This window comes from Escherichia sp. WS568 (assembly GCF_046486085.1).
In the GTDB taxonomy this organism is placed as follows: Bacteria; Pseudomonadota; Gammaproteobacteria; order Enterobacterales; family Enterobacteriaceae; genus Escherichia; species Escherichia coli.
Genome location: NZ_JBJQMC010000038.1, coordinates 1 through 17,249, shown reverse-complemented (window position 1 = coordinate 17,249; position 17,249 = coordinate 1). Strand labels below are relative to the sequence as shown.

Annotated in this window: 16 protein-coding genes, 4 tRNA genes and 1 pseudogene; 12 read left to right on the top strand and 9 right to left on the bottom strand. The window is 50.1% G+C overall.

What is annotated here, in order from left to right; all coding sequences use genetic code 11:
* Positions 1 to 160, top strand: a pseudogene (locus tag ACJHWR_RS24270) (IS200/IS605 family transposase); the annotation flags it as partial.
* On the opposite strand, the gene gltX reads toward ACJHWR_RS24270, so the two are convergent.
* Positions 161 to 1,576 carry a glutamate--tRNA ligase gene (gltX, locus tag ACJHWR_RS24265; RefSeq protein ID WP_000695676.1) on the bottom strand — a complete coding sequence of 472 codons (1,416 nt, stop codon included), beginning with the start codon at positions 1,574 to 1,576 and terminating at the stop codon, positions 161 to 163.
* Between the two features lie 258 nt (positions 1,577 to 1,834).
* Between gltX and ACJHWR_RS24260 the strand changes: the two genes are divergently transcribed.
* The 4 genes from ACJHWR_RS24260 to ACJHWR_RS24245 all read left to right on the top strand — a co-directional run bounded on the left by ACJHWR_RS24260 (position 1,835) and on the right by ACJHWR_RS24245 (position 2,232).
* A tRNA-Val gene (locus tag ACJHWR_RS24260) sits at positions 1,835 to 1,910 on the top strand.
* A gap of 44 nt (positions 1,911 to 1,954) precedes the next feature.
* Positions 1,955 to 2,030 (top strand) — tRNA-Val (locus tag ACJHWR_RS24255).
* A gap of 46 nt (positions 2,031 to 2,076) precedes the next feature.
* A tRNA-Val gene (locus ACJHWR_RS24250) sits at positions 2,077 to 2,152 on the top strand.
* Positions 2,153 to 2,156: 4 nt separating this feature from the next.
* Positions 2,157 to 2,232: transfer RNA gene (locus ACJHWR_RS24245), tRNA-Lys, on the top strand.
* Between the two features lie 110 nt (positions 2,233 to 2,342).
* Here ACJHWR_RS24245 and xapR read toward each other — a convergent pair.
* From xapR to xapA, 4 genes are read right to left on the bottom strand one after another with little or no spacing between them, the layout of a single operon-like run.
* Positions 2,343 to 3,227 carry a DNA-binding transcriptional regulator XapR gene (gene xapR, locus ACJHWR_RS24240; protein WP_000442954.1) on the bottom strand — a complete coding sequence of 295 codons (885 nt, stop codon included), beginning with the start codon at positions 3,225 to 3,227 and terminating at the stop codon, positions 2,343 to 2,345.
* A gap of 41 nt (positions 3,228 to 3,268) precedes the next feature.
* A complete protein-coding gene (locus ACJHWR_RS24235) occupies positions 3,269 to 3,427 on the bottom strand; it encodes a DUF1427 family protein (protein WP_000651752.1) in 159 nt (52 codons plus the stop codon).
* Positions 3,428 to 3,479: 52 nt separating this feature from the next.
* Complete coding sequence (xapB, locus tag ACJHWR_RS24230; protein WP_000020390.1) at positions 3,480 to 4,736, bottom strand: xanthosine/proton symporter XapB; 1,257 nt, start codon at positions 4,734 to 4,736, stop codon at positions 3,480 to 3,482.
* Between the two features lie 60 nt (positions 4,737 to 4,796).
* On the bottom strand, positions 4,797 to 5,630 hold the full coding sequence (xapA, locus tag ACJHWR_RS24225) for a xanthosine phosphorylase (protein ID WP_000283880.1): 834 nt from the start codon (positions 5,628 to 5,630) through the stop codon (positions 4,797 to 4,799).
* A gap of 248 nt (positions 5,631 to 5,878) precedes the next feature.
* Here xapA and ACJHWR_RS24220 point away from each other — a divergent pair, with 248 nt between their 5' ends.
* Complete coding sequence (locus ACJHWR_RS24220; protein WP_000716373.1) at positions 5,879 to 6,643, top strand: outer membrane protein OmpK; 765 nt, start codon at positions 5,879 to 5,881, stop codon at positions 6,641 to 6,643.
* A gap of 37 nt (positions 6,644 to 6,680) precedes the next feature.
* Here the strand turns inward: ACJHWR_RS24220 and ACJHWR_RS24215 are convergent, their stop codons facing one another.
* The gene (locus ACJHWR_RS24215) at positions 6,681 to 7,607 is read right to left on the bottom strand and encodes a LysR family transcriptional regulator (RefSeq protein WP_001109809.1); all 927 of its coding nucleotides are present in this window, start codon (positions 7,605 to 7,607) and stop codon (positions 6,681 to 6,683) included.
* 89 nt (positions 7,608 to 7,696) lie between these two features.
* On the opposite strand from ACJHWR_RS24215, the gene ACJHWR_RS24210 reads away from it, so the two are divergent.
* Positions 7,697 to 8,695: a bile acid:sodium symporter family protein gene (locus ACJHWR_RS24210; protein WP_000765623.1), complete on the top strand. Its 999-nt coding sequence runs from the start codon at positions 7,697 to 7,699 to the stop codon at positions 8,693 to 8,695.
* Here the strand turns inward: ACJHWR_RS24210 and ACJHWR_RS24205 are convergent.
* From ACJHWR_RS24205 to zipA, 3 genes are all read right to left on the bottom strand, one after another.
* Positions 8,692 to 8,910, bottom strand: a complete 219-nt coding sequence (locus ACJHWR_RS24205) for a DUF3820 family protein (protein ID WP_000410202.1) — start codon at positions 8,908 to 8,910, stop codon at positions 8,692 to 8,694. The two genes, ACJHWR_RS24210 and ACJHWR_RS24205, sit on opposite strands and share 4 nt — an antisense overlap.
* Position 8,911: 1 nt before the next feature.
* On the bottom strand, positions 8,912 to 10,927 hold the full coding sequence (gene ligA / locus ACJHWR_RS24200; RefSeq protein WP_000443690.1) for an NAD-dependent DNA ligase LigA: 2,016 nt from the start codon (positions 10,925 to 10,927) through the stop codon (positions 8,912 to 8,914).
* Positions 10,928 to 10,997: 70 nt separating this feature from the next.
* Complete coding sequence (zipA, locus tag ACJHWR_RS24195; RefSeq protein ID WP_001317975.1) at positions 10,998 to 11,996, bottom strand: cell division protein ZipA; 999 nt, start codon at positions 11,994 to 11,996, stop codon at positions 10,998 to 11,000.
* A 229-nt stretch (positions 11,997 to 12,225) separates the two neighbouring features.
* On the opposite strand from zipA, the gene cysZ reads away from it, so the two are divergent.
* The 5 genes from cysZ to crr all read left to right on the top strand — a co-directional run bounded on the left by cysZ (position 12,226) and on the right by crr (position 17,106).
* A complete protein-coding gene (gene cysZ / locus ACJHWR_RS24190; protein ID WP_000254839.1) occupies positions 12,226 to 12,987 on the top strand; it encodes a sulfate transporter CysZ in 762 nt (253 codons plus the stop codon).
* A 184-nt stretch (positions 12,988 to 13,171) separates the two neighbouring features.
* A complete protein-coding gene (gene cysK, locus ACJHWR_RS24185) occupies positions 13,172 to 14,143 on the top strand; it encodes a cysteine synthase A (protein ID WP_000034402.1) in 972 nt (323 codons plus the stop codon).
* 383 nt (positions 14,144 to 14,526) lie between these two features.
* Positions 14,527 to 14,784 (top strand): phosphocarrier protein Hpr, encoded by a 258-nt coding sequence (gene ptsH / locus ACJHWR_RS24180; RefSeq protein ID WP_000487600.1) that lies wholly within the window; start codon positions 14,527 to 14,529, stop codon positions 14,782 to 14,784.
* A gap of 44 nt (positions 14,785 to 14,828) precedes the next feature.
* Complete coding sequence (gene ptsI / locus ACJHWR_RS24175; protein ID WP_000623136.1) at positions 14,829 to 16,556, top strand: phosphoenolpyruvate-protein phosphotransferase PtsI; 1,728 nt, start codon at positions 14,829 to 14,831, stop codon at positions 16,554 to 16,556.
* 40 nt (positions 16,557 to 16,596) lie between these two features.
* Positions 16,597 to 17,106: a PTS glucose transporter subunit IIA gene (crr, locus tag ACJHWR_RS24170; protein WP_000522247.1), complete on the top strand. Its 510-nt coding sequence runs from the start codon at positions 16,597 to 16,599 to the stop codon at positions 17,104 to 17,106.
* Positions 17,107 to 17,249 lie beyond the last annotated feature (143 nt).

The following is a 17,249-nucleotide window of genomic DNA, read 5'->3' as shown; positions in this document are numbered from 1 at the left end:
AATATCCGTCATCCGCCAATACATTGAACAACAGCAAACACCTGGTCAGGTGGAAAACCGCGCCTTATATCCCCGCCCTGAAGGACGGGGTTTTACGGCGCACCGGATAAATAAAAAACGGCAGGGGTATTTCTCCTGCCGTTTATCTTTTATGCGCTAATTACTGCTGGTTTTCGCGTTCCGCAATAAAAGCCAGCGCTTTGTTGATACGCTCGATACTGCGGGTCTTACCGATCGCGTGAACGGTAACGTCCAGTGCCGGAGACTGCCCCGCACCGGTAACGGCGACACGCAGCGGCATACCAACTTTACCCATACCCACTTCCAGCTCATCCGCCGTCGCCTGAATAGCGTGATGAACGTTTTCAGCGGTCCAGTCAGTAATCGCGGCCAGTTTGTCACGAACCACTTCCAGCGGCTGACGCGCTACCGGACGCAGATGTTTTTTCGCGGCGTCGGCATCGAACTCAGCAAAATCTTCGTAGAAATAACGGCAAGTCTGTGCCATCTCTTTCAGCGTTTTGCAGCGTTCACCCAGCAGTTTTACCAGATCAGCCAGTTGCGGGCCGTTACGGGTATCGATATTTTCCTGCTCGATGTGCCACTGTAAGTGGGTAGCCACATACTCCGGCGGCAGTGCGTTAATGTAGTGATGGTTTAGCCACAGCAGCTTGTCGGTGTTGAACGCACTGGCAGATTTGCTGACGGCATTCAGAGTGAAGTATTTGATCATCTCTTCACGAGTGAAGATTTCCTGATCGCCGTGGGACCAGCCCAGACGCACCAGATAGTTCAGCAGTGCTTCTGGCAAATAACCGTCATCACGATACTGCATTACGCTGACCGCCCCGTGACGTTTGGACAGTTTTTTACCGTCATCACCGTTGATCATAGAAACGTGCGCGTAAACCGGTACGGGCGCGTTCAGCGCTTTCAGGATGTTGATCTGGCGCGGCGTGTTGTTGATATGGTCTTCACCACGGATGACGTGCGTGATTTCCATATCCCAGTCGTCAACCACTACACAGAAGTTATAGGTTGGAGAACCATCGGTACGACGGATAATCAGATCATCCAGCTCCTGGTTGCTGAATTCGATCGGACCACGGATCTGATCGTCAAAAACAACAGAACCTTCCTGCGGGTTAGCAAAACGCACGACACACGGTTCATCATCAGCGTGATGCTCATGGCTGTGGCGGCAGCGACCGTCATAACGCGGCTTCTCACCTTTCGCCATTTGCTCTTCGCGCAGCGCTTCCAGGCGCTCTTTAGAGCAATAGCATTTATAAGCAGTGCCCTCTTCCAGCATCTGATCGATCACCGCATTGTAGCGATCAAAACGTTTGGTCTGGTAGTACGGACCTTCATCCCACTCCAGGCTCAGCCAGTTCATGCCATCCATAATGGCTTCGATAGCTTCCGGCGTGGAACGCTCAAGATCGGTGTCTTCAATACGCAGCACGAACTCACCGCCGTGGTTACGTGCAAAAAGCCAAGAGTAAAGAGCAGTACGCGCGCCGCCAACGTGCAGATAGCCTGTTGGGCTTGGCGCGAAGCGAGTTTTGATTTTCATGAAATGGCCTTACGTTTAGAAAGATGCCGACAACCGGCAAATCCTGGAAAAATTGAGTGGGCGATATTCTATCACTCCCGCCTGATTCCTCAATGTAGTTCGGGTTGCTACATGATGCATTATTGTTTTCGTTGAGAAATTGCGCAGCACGGCCTGTTTTGCGATCATCTTGCTTAAATTTACGACGAACGAACAATTTCTTTAGAAAATGCGTTGACTCATTTTGAACTCTCCCTATAATGCGACTCCACACAGCGGGGGTGATTAGCTCAGCTGGGAGAGCACCTCCCTTACAAGGAGGGGGTCGGCGGTTCGATCCCGTCATCACCCACCAACTACTTTATGTAGTCTCCGCCGTGTAGCAAGAAATTGAGAAGTGGGTGATTAGCTCAGCTGGGAGAGCACCTCCCTTACAAGGAGGGGGTCGGCGGTTCGATCCCGTCATCACCCACCACTTTCTCGCCAGCTAAATTTCTTGTAAAAATGTGAAGTACCGAAGTGGGTGATTAGCTCAGCTGGGAGAGCACCTCCCTTACAAGGAGGGGGTCGGCGGTTCGATCCCGTCATCACCCACCACTTCGGGTCGTTAGCTCAGTTGGTAGAGCAGTTGACTTTTAATCAATTGGTCGCAGGTTCGAATCCTGCACGACCCACCAATGTAAAAAAGCGCCCTAAAGGCGCTTTTTTGCTATCTGCAATTTGCGAAATTGCCTGATGCGCTTCGCTTATCAGACCAACTATGTCCGGCAGTTCCCGTGCCTCTCATCTACTGCGCCAACGCCGCCAGCAGTTTAACCAGCGCGGGCGTCACCTGCTGCGTTTCATAAACAATATATAAGTCTGCCGGGATGCGTTCTTTGAGCGGACGGAATATGACACCGGGCCAGTTCATCTGCGCGTAGCTGTCCGCTATCAATGTGATACCAATACCCATACTGACCATGGCGAGTACCGTTTGCGGTTCATTAACTTCGCGAATAACAACCGGTGAAAATCCCACCTGCTGGCAAACTCGCTGCAAAAAATCCCAGTCAGTGTACACGGGCGGCATTGTAACGAAATACTCGTCACGTAGCGCTTCCAGCGGGACGGTGGAAAATGATGAGAGATGATGCTCTTCAGGCATCGCCACCAGAAACGCCGATTCATGCAACCGTAAGCTGGTAAAACCAGTCGGTGGTTCTGTCGCCATTCGCCAGATCCCGGCATCAAGTTCGCGGCGTTCCAGCAAGGCCATTTGCATCGCGGGCATCTTTTCGCGAAACAGAACTTCAACGTTAGGATTTTCTCTAAGGAATCGCCGCATAACCGGGCGCATCCGTCCCCACATTGCCGTTCCCACAACCCCGAGTTCAATCCGCCCTGCTTCTCCCCGACCTATTTGTTCAACCCGAGCCAATACATTATTTGCATTCACCAGCAATCGACGCGATTCTTCCATCAAGATTTTGCCCGCGTGTGTCAGTACGACGCTGCGCGAATGGCGAATAAAAAGCTGCGTGCCGAGTTGATTTTCCAGCTCTTTAATATGAATACTGAGCGGAGGCTGAGACATATTTAAACGCGCTGCTGCGCGACCAAAATGCAACTCTTCCGCTACGGCAAGAAAATAACGGAGCAACTTAAGATCTGTTCTATATACGCGTTCCATAATTAAGTGCTCCATATAAAAAAATATATCGTATTAAATTATCATGGCATAAAGTATTTCACCACCAGATATCCGACATACATAAACACGATGGATAATATACCCGGCAATACATTTGGAACAGGAATAGGTAATCGCACGATTGTAAACAAAGCACCAATGCCAAAACCAACGCCAGAAGAAAATAAAATATCTTTCACTAATTAACCTTTATCATAAAAGCAGCCCCAAGGAACAGAGCTGCGAATCCTTTTAATGTGTAACTGAACGATGCGTTATCTTTTCAGGGTCATGGTTATATTTAAACCCAAAGAAAAATATCACTGCGAGGAAAAGAGCATACCCTGCAAACATCAGCCAAATGGTATGCCAATCTTTTACGCCATCCACCGAGAAGTAATCCACTGCCATACCGCTCAGAATCGAGCCAACCCATGCGCCGACGCCATTTACCATCGTCATAAAAAGGCCCTGGGCGCTGGCACGAATGCTGGAATCAACTTCCTGTTCGACAAAGACCGAACCAGAAATATTGAAGAAATCGAATGCACAACCGTAAACAATCATCGACAGCAACAGCAAAATAAACCCGGTTGGTGATGGGTCGCCATAGGCAAAGAAGCCAAAGCGCAGCGTCCACGCCACCATACTCATCAGCATGACGGTTTTAATACCGAAACGCTTCAAAAAGAACGGTATCGTCAGAATGAAACCGACTTCAGCCATCTGTGAAACTGACAGTAAAATGGACGGGTATTTCACCACGAAGCTATCAGCAAACTCAGGATTACGGGCGAAATCATGCAGGAACGGGTTGCCAAAAACGTTGGTAATTTGCAGCACCGCACCCAGCATCATGGCGAAGAGGAAAAAGATAGCCATGCGTGGATTTTTAAACAGCACGAAGGCATCCAGGCCCAGCTTGCTGGCAAGCGATGTAGTCGCTTTTTTCTCCGCAACCGGAATCTTCGGCAAAGTCAGCGCATAAGCCGACAGCAGCAATGACGCACCGGACGCGATATACAGTTGCAGACTACTCAATTCCAGATGCAGCAGGCTTACTGCCCACATGGCGACAATGAACCCCACAGTACCAAAAACGCGAATGGGCGGGAAAGCGGTCACCGGGTCAAGCCCTGCCTGGGCAAGACAGGAATAAGAGACGCTGTTCGATAACGCAATAGTCGGCATAAACGCCATCGCATTGACTAACATCACCCAAAACATCATATCCGGATCAGTTACGGATGCCGCATAAAAAAGTACGCCTGCACACACCAGGTGACACAGCATGTATGCACGTTCTGCACGCAGCCATTTGTCTGCGATGATCCCCATTATACCAGGCATAATAATCGCGGCGATCCCTTTGGAACTGTAAACCATGCCAACATTAGCGCCGGTGAAATGAAGGGTATTAATCATGTAAGAACCGAGGGTAACCAGCCAGCTCCCCCAGATAAAATATTGCAAAAAGGACATTACCTTTAAGCGCAAAGCGATGCTCATAATCGTTTCCTTGTCGCATCATATGGCCTCACTCAGTGAGGCCGTTTATTGTTGTTTTACTCAGGCAATTTTGCGCAGAAAGCCGCAAATAAGATTAATAAAGTTTTGCTTTGAGAGTTCCGCTGCTGCCAGCGTTTGGGCATGAGAAAGCTTCACGTCACTCAGACCTTCCGCCATGTTGGTAATCGCAGAGACCGCAACGACTTTAAGTTCGCAATGGCGAGCAGAAATAACCTCAGGCACCACAGACATACCAACAACATCCCCACCAATAATTTGCATCATGCGAATTTCCGCCGCAGTCTCGAAATTCGGACCCGGATACGAGACGAACACGCCCTCCGTCAGAGGGAACCCCTCTTCTTTCGCCACTTTTTGTAACAGTGCGCGGTATTCCGCATCGTAGGTATTTGCCAGCGAGAAGAAGCGCTCACCAAAACGTTCATCATTAAGACCCACCATCGGCGTTCCCGGCATGGTGTTGATGTGATCTTTCAATGCGACCAGACTGCCGGCCCCCACTTCAGGACGCAGTGAGCCAGCCGCATTGGTGCAGAACAGCAACTCGCAGCCCAGCAACTTAAAGGTACGGATTGCATCCGTCATGATGGTCATCCCACGACCTTCGTAGAAATGTCCGCGACCTTTCATGCACGCCACTGGCACCCCCTGGAGATAACCCAGCACCAGCTCACCCGCATGACCGTGTACGGTACTTACCGGGAACCCAGGCAGCTTTTCGTAGGAAATTGCGACCGCGTTCTCAATCTGATCGGCCAGCGCGCCCAGCCCGGAACCTAAAATAAAGGCCACTCGTGGCGTGAAATCAGGTTTATAAGTCTTGATAATATCTACGCAATACAGTGGGTTATGAGAAAACTGAGCCTGATACATATATATCCTTTTTTTGTAGGGTGGAATCTAACGCCTTTTTATAACGAGATTGCCCTAACTCATACCAATACACTTTTTTCATGTATCCGATAGTTATTCGATATCGATATATTTATATTTTTTCACTATTAATAGACTGAAAAAACTGTATTGGTACTCTCCTTTCCCTTGCATTAACAATATGCCGCTTTTAATCAACCTTTTTATTAAGCAATCAACTAATAACGATCAGCATAGGGAATTATGCTATGAAAAAACATCTTTTTACTCTGACACTCTCTTCTGTATTGGCGATACCAGCAGTATCCCATGCAGAATTTAAAGGCGGTTTTGCTGATATAGGTATTCATTATCTTGACTGGACTAGCAGAACCACTGAGAAATCGTCGACCAAATCACACAAAGATGATTTTGGATATCTGGAACTGGAAGGCGGCGCTAACTTTAGTTGGGGAGAAATGTACGGGTTCTTCGACTGGGAAAACTTTTATAATAATCGTCATGATAAACCGGGTAGCGAGCAGCGTTACACATTTAAAAATACCAACCGTATTTACCTGGGTGACACCGGATTTAATCTCTACTTGCATGCGTATGGCACCTACGGTTCTGCGAATCGTGTGAATTTCCATGACGATATGTTCCTTTACGGGATCGGCTACAATTTCACCGGCAGCGGTTGGTGGTTCAAACCGTTCTTTGCAAAACGCTATACAGACCAAACCTATTATACCGGCGTTAACGGTTATGTCGCCGGTTGGGTTGCAGGTTACAGCTTTATGCTGGGCAGTGAGAAATTCACCCTCACCAACTGGAACGAGTACGAGTTTGATCGTGATGCCACCTACGCGGCAAGTAATGGCGGCAAAGAAGGTCTGAACGGTGCCGTCGCACTTTGGTGGAATGCAACTTCACACATCACCACAGGGATTCAGTATCGTTATGCGGATGACAAACTGGGCGAAGATTTTTACCAGGATGCAATAATCTACTCCATCAAATTTAATTTCTGATTGATTACTGCCGGGGCTCCCGGCAGTATGAATAGCTCTATATCTGATACAGCGGATCCCCTTCCCGCCCAGCCATTAGCGCACGGCCCTGGCCTCGTACCACGTCCCATAACGCTTGTGCGGCGGTGGAAAGTGAACGGTTCTTCCTGCGCACCAGCATCAACTGGCGTTCCACCACCGGCGTAATGCGCTTTACCACCAGCGGGCTACCTTCAGGCAATGGTAGCGCCAGTGCGGGAAGAATACTGATGCCGATGCCTGCGGCTACCATCGGGAACAGCGTCGCCGGATGTCCAATCTCCTGCACAATATTCGCCTGAATACCATTGCGCGCCAGAGCTGCGTCAATCAGCGGTCGGCTGCCTGACGCGTAATCCTGCAACACCAATTTCGCTCCCTGTAATGCCTGCCAGGGGACATAATCTTCCGCGGCCAAAGCGCTATCGCGATGGCAAAGCAAGAAGAAAGGCTCGGAAAGAATCGCTTCACATTGCAGATCGCTCACTGGGCCTGGATCGATGACGATGCCAAAATCGACATCTCCCTGGCGAATACTTTCCATCACCCACTGCTGCGGACGATCGTGCAGGACAAACTGAATATCTGGATAGCGGCGATGGCTTTCAGCAATGCATTGCGGAATAAGATGCGCGGAAATGGTCTGGCTGGCAGCGACCCGAACTTTTCCGCTCAGTTGTTGCCCCATACGCCCGGTATCGCGCAACGTGCTGTTAAGTTCATCCAGCAGTCGCTCAAGACGCAAAGCCAACTGCTGCCCTGCATCTGTAAGCACCACTTCACGCGTGGTTCTGTCCAGCAGGCGAACACCAGTATGATTTTCCAGCTCCTTCACACTGTGACTCACTGCCGACTGGCTCAGGCCGATACGCTCTCCTGCACGACTAAAACTTTTCTCCTGCGCTACTGTGACGAAAACCTTTAATTGTTTTAAAGAATAATTCATCTGTTTTCTTCATGAATGGATGCAATAAATCAATTTTATTTCTCAAACTGGAAGAAGCACAATAGAACCATCGATCATCTGGAGTCTTTATGAAACTTTTTCGTATCCTCGATCCTTTCACCTTAACCCTGATCACGGTGGTGCTGCTGGCCTCTTTCTTTCCGGCCAGAGGCGATTCCGTTCCCTTCTTTGAAAATCTGACTACCGCAGCCATTGCTCTGCTGTTCTTTATGCACGGCGCGAAGTTATCGCGAGAAGCCATTATTGCAGGCGGTGGTCATTGGCGACTGCATTTATGGGTGATGTGTAGCACCTTCGTGCTGTTCCCAATTTTGGGCGTGCTGTTTGCCTGGTGGAAACCGGTAAATGTCGCCCCGATGCTCTATTCCGGTTTTCTCTACTTGTGCATTCTTCCTGCTACCGTGCAGTCTGCAATCGCCTTCACGTCAATGGCGGGCGGTAACGTCGCGGCGGCGGTTTGTTCTGCGTCAGCATCCAGCCTGCTGGGGATTTTCCTTTCACCATTGCTGGTTGGTCTGGTGATGAATGTTCACGGTGCAGGGGGCAGCCTTGAGCAGGTCGGTAAAATTATGCTGCAACTGCTGCTGCCGTTTGTGTTGGGGCATCTTTCCCGGCCGTGGATTGGTGACTGGGTGTCGCGCAATAAAAAATGGATTGCGAAAACTGACCAGACGTCCATTCTGTTGGTGGTTTATACGGCATTCAGCGAAGCCGTCGTTAACGGTATCTGGCACAAAGTTGGCTGGGGATCATTGCTGTTTATCGTGGTGGTCAGTTGCGTTCTTCTGGCTATCGTGATTGTAGTTAACGTCTTTATGGCACGCCGACTGGGCTTCAATAAGGCAGATGAAATTACTATCGTCTTTTGTGGTTCGAAAAAGAGTCTGGCAAATGGCATCCCGATGGCAAACATTCTGTTCCCCACATCGGTGATCGGTATGATGGTGCTGCCTCTGATGATTTTCCATCAGATCCAATTGATGGTCTGTGCGGTGCTGGCGCGTCGATACAAACGCCAGACCGAACAGTTACAGGCGCAGCAGGAAAGCAGCGCCGATAAAGCTTAAAGTGTGCGTTTCAGGGGCTGGACCAGTTGCGTCAGCCCCTCGGTTTTAATCAGCAGCGTGATTTGCATTAGCTCACCGAGCTTCCCTGCCGGGAACTCATCTTTGCGGGCAAACCACAGCAGATACTCCTCCGGCAGGTCGATTAAGCGACGCCCTTTGTACTTGCCAAACGGCATTATCGTATTGGCTATTTCAATCAGCTGCTCTTTTTCCATCTCAGCTACCCAGCAAACGCAGCATTTCCGTTTCGTCGATGACTTCAATGCCCAGTTCCTGCGCCTTCGCCAGTTTAGATCCTGCAGCTTCACCCGCTATCACCAGATCGGTTTTCTTCGACACGCTGCCCGCGACTTTCGCCCCCAGTTCGACCAGTCGAGCTTTAGCGTCATCACGCGACATCTGGCTTAAGCTGCCCGTAAGCACCACGGTTTTACCAGCAAACGGACTGTCAATCTCTTCCGCATTGATAACGATCGGCTCAGGCCAGTGAACACCTTCCGCCAACAGCTCGCTGATGACATTGCGGTTGCTTTCTTCGGCAAAGAAGTTGTGAACGTGGGAGGCAACGACAATACCAACATCAGGTACCTTTTGCAGCTCTTCAATCGAAGCGGCTTCCAGCGCTTCCAGCGTGCCGAAATATGCCGCCAGACCTGCTGCGGTGGCCTCGCCGACTTCACGGATGCCAAGTGCATAGAGGAAGCGAGCAAAGGTGGTTTCTTTCGCTTTTTCCAGCGCGTTAACCACGTTTTGTGCCGATTTTGGCCCCATACGCTCCAGTCCGGTCAGTTTGCCTGCGGTGAGTTTGAACAGATCCGCCGGAGTGTGGACATATTCTTTTTCAACCAGCTGATCGATGATTTTGTCGCCCATTCCGTCAACATCCATCGCACGGCGGGAAACAAAGTGTTTCAGCGACTCTTTACGCTGCGCACCGCAAATCAGGCCACCGGTACAGCGGGCAACCGCTTCACCTTCCACACGCTCAACGTCAGAACCACATACCGGACAATGCGTCGGGAATACAACCTCACGGGTATCTTCCGGGCGTTCAGAAAGCACGACGTTAACCACCTGCGGGATCACGTCGCCAGCGCGGCGAATCACCACTTTATCGCCAATGCGTAAACCAAGACGTTCGATTTCATCCGCATTGTGTAAGGTTGCGTTACTCACCAGCACGCCAGCAACATGGACAGGTTCCAGACGCGCAACAGGCGTAATCGCGCCAGTACGCCCAACCTGAAACTCGACGTCACGCACAAAGGTCATCTGTTCCTGCGCCGGAAATTTAAACGCTACCGCCCAGCGCGGGGCACGCGCGACAAAGCCAAGCTGCTCCTGCTGTGCCAGTGAGTTGACTTTAATCACCACGCCGTCGATATCAAAGCCCAGCGTCGGGCGGTCTTCTTCCACTTTGTGATAGAACGCCAGCACTTCTTCCGCCGATTCACAAAGCGTTACCCGATCGCTGACCGGCAACCCCCACTTTTTAAATTGCAGTAAGCGGCCAAGATGAGTATCCGGCAGCTCGCCACCTTCCAGAACACCAACGCCATAGCAGAAAAAAGTGAGCGGTCGCTTCGCTGTAATACGCGGATCAAGCTGACGCAGTGAACCAGCTGCCGCATTACGTGGGTTAGCAAAAACTTTCCCGCCCGTGCGTCGCGCATCTTCGTTAATCTTTTCGAACCCCGCCTGCGGCAGGAACACTTCACCACGCACTTCCAGACGCGCCGGGATATTCTCTCCGTGTAGCTTCAGCGGAATGGCGCGAATAGTACGCACATTAGACGTGATATCTTCCCCGGTGGTGCCATCGCCACGCGTCGCGGCACTGACTAAAACACCATTTTCATACAGAATACTGACGGCAAGACCATCCAGCTTCAGCTCACAGCACCAGGTGACTTTCTCGTTGCTTTTCAGACGGTCCTGCACTCGTTTGTTGAAGGCAAGAAAGCTTTCTTCATCAAAAACGTTATCCAGCGACAGCATTGGCACTTCATGGCGGATCTGGCTGAAAGCCGCCAGCGGCGCAGCACCTACACGTTGGGTAGGCGAATCAGGCGTAATCAGTTCTGGATGTTTGGTTTCCAGCTCGCGCAGTTCGCGCATCAACCTGTCGTATTCCGCGTCGGGAATTTCCGGCGCATCCATCACATGATAAAGATATTCATGATGGCGAAGCGTCGTTCGCAGTTCTGTCAGTTGTTGTTCGATTGATTCCATATCGCACCATCAATGCTAAAAACCCCCGACAAGCGGGGGTTCGAAAAGGAGTTAATTTGCCTTAAGTGTATCAGGCGTTGGCGTCTTTGACTTCGCGGATGATGTCCTGGTACTCGCGCAATTTCTGCGGAGTCATCATACGGCGCTGATCGTCAAGCACTACACCGCCCACTTCATCGGCAATATGCTGCGCAGATTGCAGCATCAGCTTGAAGTTCTGCAGCTCGTCACCGTAAGACGGTACCTGCATAAAGATAGTGACACCCGGAGTAGTGAAATCCTTCATTTCAGGATCAAAGGTTCCCGGTTTCACCATATTCGCCAGGCTAAATAACGCCGGGCCGCTGCCATCCGGGCTAAGATGACGATGGTAAATATTCATATCGCCAAAAATGAAGCCCGCTTGTTGAATGCTGTTAAGAAGCAGTTCACCGTTTAACTCGCTACCGTGATGCGCCGCGACGTTCATGATAATCACCGCTTCTTTGCGCTTCGGTTTATCCATAACTGGAGCCGGTTCCGCTACAGGCTCAGGCTGTGGTGCCGCTACAGGCTCTGCAGGCTGGAAAGCCTGTTGTGCCGGTTGCGGTGCTGAATGCACTGGCTGCGGCGCTGATGCGACCTGTGGCGAAACTGGCTGCTGCAACGGCTGTTCAGGCTGCGGCTGATAGGCAGGCTGCTGCACGGGTTGCTGCACCGGCTGCGCTGGACGCGGAGCATGTTGCGGCGGTACCTGAGCTTCAGGCGGCTGCTGGACCGGTTGACGCGGCTGCGCAGACGCATAAGGCGGTTGGTACTGGTGTTGCGGCGACGGACGAGCAGCCTCATGCTCCTGGGCGTTAGCCGGGGCATGATTCACGCGGTGAACTCGAACCTCACCAACGCCCTCATCATCTTCGACATCCTCGTCATAAGAATCGTCGTCACGTTTTGACTTCATTCGTTTTAATGGCCGATCGCGGAACATAGAAGATCGTTCTTTACGGCTGGTCCAGAAACCATGTACCAGTAAAGCGATTATGGCGATCGCGCCAACAATGATTAATATCAGACGCAAATCCTGCATCATTATATTCTCTGTTGTTCTAACACCTTGCCACCACGGCAAACATTTACTCACTAAGAGTATTTGCCGATTACCTCAAGTGCAAGTGCACTATTAACTTTCACAGCACAAAGATAGATGAAATCGTGCTTTTTGCTGTTTTTTCGAACATATCCTAACTGTCCATTGCGCAATTACCCGGTAAAATACGCAGAATTTTCCTGGGATTGGTCAAAAGGAGCTCATCCTGATTATGGTTTCATCATTCACATCTGCCCCACGCAGCGGTTTTTACTATTTTGCGCAAGGCTGGAAGCTCGTCTCGCAACCTGGGATTCGGCGTTTCGTTATTTTACCGCTGCTGGTCAATATTTTGTTGATGGGGGGCGCATTCTGGTGGCTATTTACGCAGCTCGATGTCTGGATCCCGACGCTCATGAGTTATGTTCCGGACTGGTTACAATGGCTGAGCTATCTGTTGTGGCCTCTGGCAGTCATCTCCGTGCTGTTAGTGTTTGGCTATTTCTTCTCAACGATTGCTAACTGGATTGCCGCTCCGTTCAACGGTTTATTGGCTGAACAACTGGAAGCAAGATTGACTGGCGCTACACCGCCAGATACCGGGATTTTCGGTATCATGAAAGATGTGCCGCGAATCATGAAACGCGAATGGCAAAAATTTGCCTGGTATCTGCCGCGCGCAATTGTATTGCTAATTCTTTACTTCATCCCTGGTATTGGGCAAACCGTCGCGCCGGTACTATGGTTCCTGTTTAGCGCCTGGATGTTAGCCATCCAGTATTGCGATTACCCCTTCGATAACCACAAAGTGCCGTTTAAAGAGATGCGCACCGCCCTGCGCACACGCAAAATCACCAATATGCAGTTTGGTGCTTTAACCAGCCTGTTTACGATGATCCCGCTGCTTAATCTGTTCATTATGCCCGTTGCCGTTTGTGGCGCGACGGCGATGTGGGTCGATTGCTATCGCGATAAACACGCCATGTGGCGGTAACAATCTACCGGTTATTTTGTAAACCGTTTGTATGAAACAGGGGTGGCTTATGCCGCCCCTTATTCCATCTTGCATGTCATTATTTCCCTTCTGCATATAGATATGCTAAATCCTTACTTCCGCATATTCTCTGAGCGGGTATGCTACCTGTTGTATCCCAATTTCATACAGTTAAGGACAGGCCATGAGTAAGATTTTTGAAGATAACTCGCTGACTATCGGTCACACACCGCTGGTTCGCCTGAATCGCATCGGTAACGGACGCATTCTGGCGAAGGTGGAATCTCGTAACCCCAGCTTCAGCGTTAAGTGCCGTATCGGTGCCAACATGATTTGGGATGCCGAAAAGCGCGGCGTGCTGAAACCAGGCGTTGAACTGGTTGAACCAACCAGCGGTAATACCGGGATTGCACTGGCCTATGTCGCTGCCGCTCGCGGTTACAAACTTACCCTGACCATGCCAGAAACCATGAGTATTGAACGCCGCAAGCTGCTGAAAGCGTTAGGTGCAAACCTGGTGCTGACCGAAGGTGCTAAAGGCATGAAAGGCGCAATCCAAAAAGCAGAAGAAATTGTCGCCAGCAATCCAGAGAAATACCTGCTGCTGCAACAATTCAGCAATCCGGCAAACCCTGAAATTCACGAAAAAACCACCGGTCCGGAGATCTGGGAAGATACCGACGGTCAGGTTGATGTATTTATTGCTGGCGTTGGGACTGGCGGTACGCTGACTGGCGTCAGCCGCTACATTAAAGGCACCAAAGGCAAGACCGATCTTATCTCTGTCGCCGTTGAGCCAACCGATTCTCCAGTTATCGCCCAGGCGCTGGCAGGTGAAGAGATTAAACCTGGCCCGCATAAAATTCAGGGTATTGGCGCTGGTTTTATCCCGGCTAACCTCGATCTCAAGCTGGTCGACAAAGTCATTGGCATCACCAATGAAGAAGCCATTTCTACCGCACGTCGTCTGATGGAAGAAGAAGGTATTCTTGCTGGTATCTCTTCTGGAGCAGCTGTTGCCGCGGCGTTGAAACTACAAGAAGATGAAAGCTTTACCAACAAGAATATTGTGGTTATTCTACCATCATCGGGTGAGCGTTATTTAAGCACCGCATTGTTTGCCGATCTCTTCACTGAGAAAGAACTGCAACAGTAATGCCAGCTTGTTAAAAATGCGTAAAAAAGCACCTTTTCAGGTGCTTTTTTGTGGCCTGCTTCAAACTTTCGCCCCTCCTGGCATTGATTCAGCCTGTCGGAACTGGTATTTAACCAGACTAATTATTTTGATGCGCGAAATTAATCGTTACAGGAAAAGCCAAAGCTGAATCGATTTTATGATTTGGTTCAATTCTTCCTTTAGCGGCATAATGTTTAATGACGTACGAAACGTCAGCGGTCAACACCCGCCAGCAATGGACTGTATTGCGCTCTTCGTGCGTCGCGTCTGTTAAAAACTGGCGCTAACAATACAGGCTAAAGTCGAACCGCCAGGCTAGACTTTAGTTCCACAACACTAAACCTATAAGTTGGGGAAATACAATGTTCCAGCAAGAAGTTACCATTACCGCTCCGAACGGTCTGCACACCCGCCCTGCTGCCCAGTTTGTAAAAGAAGCTAAGGGCTTCACTTCTGAAATTACTGTGACTTCCAACGGCAAAAGCGCCAGCGCGAAAAGCCTGTTTAAACTGCAGACTCTGGGCCTGACTCAAGGTACCGTTGTGACTATCTCCGCAGAAGGCGAAGACGAGCAGAAAGCGGTTGAACATCTGGTTAAACTGATGGCGGAACTCGAGTAATTTCCCGGGTTCTTTTAAAAATCAGTCACAAGTAAGGTAGGGTTATGATTTCAGGCATTTTAGCATCCCCGGGTATCGCTTTCGGTAAAGCTCTGCTTCTGAAAGAAGACGAAATTGTCATTGACCGGAAAAAAATTTCTGCCGACCAGGTTGATCAGGAAGTTGAACGTTTTCTGAGCGGTCGTGCCAAGGCATCAGCCCAGCTGGAAACGATCAAAACGAAAGCTGGTGAAACGTTCGGTGAAGAAAAAGAAGCCATCTTTGAAGGGCATATTATGCTGCTCGAAGATGAGGAGCTGGAGCAGGAAATCATAGCCCTGATTAAAGATAAGCACATGACAGCTGACGCAGCTGCTCATGAAGTTATCGAAGGTCAGGCTTCTGCCCTGGAAGAGCTGGATGATGAATACCTGAAAGAACGTGCGGCTGACGTACGTGATATCGGTAAGCGCCTGCTGCGCAACATCCTGGGCCTGAAGATTATCGACCTGAGCGCCATTCAGGATGAAGTCATTCTGGTTGCCGCTGACCTGACGCCGTCCGAAACCGCACAGCTGAACCTGAAGAAGGTGCTGGGTTTCATCACCGACGCGGGTGGCCGTACTTCCCACACCTCTATCATGGCGCGTTCTCTGGAACTGCCTGCTATCGTGGGTACCGGTAGCGTCACCTCTCAGGTGAAAAATGACGACTATCTGATTCTGGATGCCGTAAATAATCAGGTTTACGTCAATCCAACCAACGAAGTTATTGATAAAATGCGCGCTGTTCAGGAGCAAGTGGCTTCTGAAAAAGCAGAGCTTGCTAAACTGAAAGATCTGCCAGCTATTACGCTGGACGGTCACCAGGTAGAAGTGTGCGCTAACATTGGTACGGTTCGTGACGTTGAAGGTGCAGAGCGTAACGGCGCTGAAGGCGTTGGTCTGTATCGTACTGAGTTCCTGTTCATGGACCGCGACGCGCTGCCCACTGAAGAAGAACAGTTTGCTGCTTACAAAGCAGTGGCTGAAGCGTGTGGCTCGCAGGCGGTTATCGTTCGTACCATGGACATCGGCGGCGACAAAGAGCTGCCATACATGAACTTCCCGAAAGAAGAGAACCCGTTCCTCGGCTGGCGCGCTATCCGTATCGCGATGGATCGTAAAGAGATCCTGCGCGATCAGCTCCGCGCTATCCTGCGTGCCTCGGCTTTCGGTAAATTGCGCATTATGTTCCCGATGATCATCTCTGTTGAAGAAGTGCGTGCACTGCGCAAAGAGATCGAAATCTACAAACAGGAACTGCGCGACGAAGGTAAAGCGTTTGACGAGTCAATTGAAATCGGCGTAATGGTGGAAACACCGGCTGCCGCAACAATTGCACGTCATTTAGCCAAAGAAGTTGATTTCTTTAGTATCGGCACCAATGATTTAACGCAGTACACTCTGGCAGTTGACCGTGGTAATGATATGATTTCACACCTTTACCAGCCAATGTCACCGTCCGTGCTGAACTTGATCAAGCAAGTTATTGATGCTTCTCATGCTGAAGGCAAATGGACTGGCATGTGTGGTGAGCTTGCTGGCGATGAACGTGCTACACTTCTGTTGCTGGGGATGGGTCTGGACGAATTCTCTATGAGCGCCATTTCTATCCCGCGCATTAAGAAGATTATCCGTAACACGAACTTCGAAGATGCGAAGGTGTTAGCAGAGCAGGCTCTTGCTCAACCGACAACGGACGAGTTAATGACGCTGGTTAACAAGTTCATTGAAGAAAAAACAATCTGCTAATCCACGAGATGCGGCCCAATTTACTGCTTAGGAGAAGATCATGGGTTTGTTCGATAAACTGAAATCTCTGGTTTCCGACGACAAGAAGGATACCGGAACTATTGAGATCATTGCTCCGCTCTCTGGCGAGATCGTCAATATCGAAGACGTGCCGGATGTCGTTTTTGCGGAAAAAATCGTTGGTGATGGCATTGCTATCAAACCAACGGGTAACAAAATGGTCGCGCCTGTAGACGGCACCATTGGTAAAATCTTTGAAACCAACCACGCGTTCTCTATCGAATCTGATAGCGGCGTTGAACTGTTCGTCCACTTCGGTATCGACACCGTTGAACTGAAAGGCGAAGGCTTCAAGCGTATTGCTGAAGAAGGTCAGCGCGTGAAAGTTGGCGATACCGTGATTGAATTCGATCTGCCGCTGCTGGAAGAGAAAGCCAAGTCTACCCTGACTCCGGTTGTTATCTCCAACATGGACGAAATCAAAGAACTGATCAAACTGTCCGGTAGCGTGACTGTGGGTGAAACCCCGGTTATCCGCATCAAGAAGTAATTCTTGCCGCAGTGAAAAATGGCGCCCATCGGCGTAATGCCGATCAGTTAAGGATCAGTTGACCGATCCAGTGGCTGTGTAAGAATCCGGAAACGCTCACTTGTTTCCGGATTTTTTTATGCACATTGGACAGGCTCTTGATC

What these genes read in the sequence shown, in the direction of transcription:
- gltX (WP_000695676.1), bottom strand. Translation starts at nt 1,576, where the DNA reads ATGAAAATCAAAACTCGCTTCGCGCCAAGCCCAACAGGCTATCTGCAC.
- xapR (WP_000442954.1), bottom strand. Translation starts at nt 3,227, where the DNA reads ATGGAACGCGTATATAGAACAGATCTTAAGTTGCTCCGTTATTTTCTT.
- xapB (WP_000020390.1), bottom strand. Translation starts at nt 4,736, where the DNA reads ATGAGCATCGCTTTGCGCTTAAAGGTAATGTCCTTTTTGCAATATTTT.
- xapA (WP_000283880.1), bottom strand. Translation starts at nt 5,630, where the DNA reads ATGTATCAGGCTCAGTTTTCTCATAACCCACTGTATTGCGTAGATATT.
- ACJHWR_RS24220 (WP_000716373.1), top strand. Translation starts at nt 5,879, where the DNA reads ATGAAAAAACATCTTTTTACTCTGACACTCTCTTCTGTATTGGCGATA.
- ACJHWR_RS24215 (WP_001109809.1), bottom strand. Translation starts at nt 7,607, where the DNA reads ATGAATTATTCTTTAAAACAATTAAAGGTTTTCGTCACAGTAGCGCAG.
- ACJHWR_RS24210 (WP_000765623.1), top strand. Translation starts at nt 7,697, where the DNA reads ATGAAACTTTTTCGTATCCTCGATCCTTTCACCTTAACCCTGATCACG.
- ACJHWR_RS24205 (WP_000410202.1), bottom strand. Translation starts at nt 8,910, where the DNA reads ATGGAAAAAGAGCAGCTGATTGAAATAGCCAATACGATAATGCCGTTT.
- ligA (WP_000443690.1), bottom strand. Translation starts at nt 10,927, where the DNA reads ATGGAATCAATCGAACAACAACTGACAGAACTGCGAACGACGCTTCGC.
- zipA (WP_001317975.1), bottom strand. Translation starts at nt 11,996, where the DNA reads ATGATGCAGGATTTGCGTCTGATATTAATCATTGTTGGCGCGATCGCC.
- cysZ (WP_000254839.1), top strand. Translation starts at nt 12,226, where the DNA reads ATGGTTTCATCATTCACATCTGCCCCACGCAGCGGTTTTTACTATTTT.
- cysK (WP_000034402.1), top strand. Translation starts at nt 13,172, where the DNA reads ATGAGTAAGATTTTTGAAGATAACTCGCTGACTATCGGTCACACACCG.
- ptsH (WP_000487600.1), top strand. Translation starts at nt 14,527, where the DNA reads ATGTTCCAGCAAGAAGTTACCATTACCGCTCCGAACGGTCTGCACACC.
- ptsI (WP_000623136.1), top strand. Translation starts at nt 14,829, where the DNA reads ATGATTTCAGGCATTTTAGCATCCCCGGGTATCGCTTTCGGTAAAGCT.
- crr (WP_000522247.1), top strand. Translation starts at nt 16,597, where the DNA reads ATGGGTTTGTTCGATAAACTGAAATCTCTGGTTTCCGACGACAAGAAG.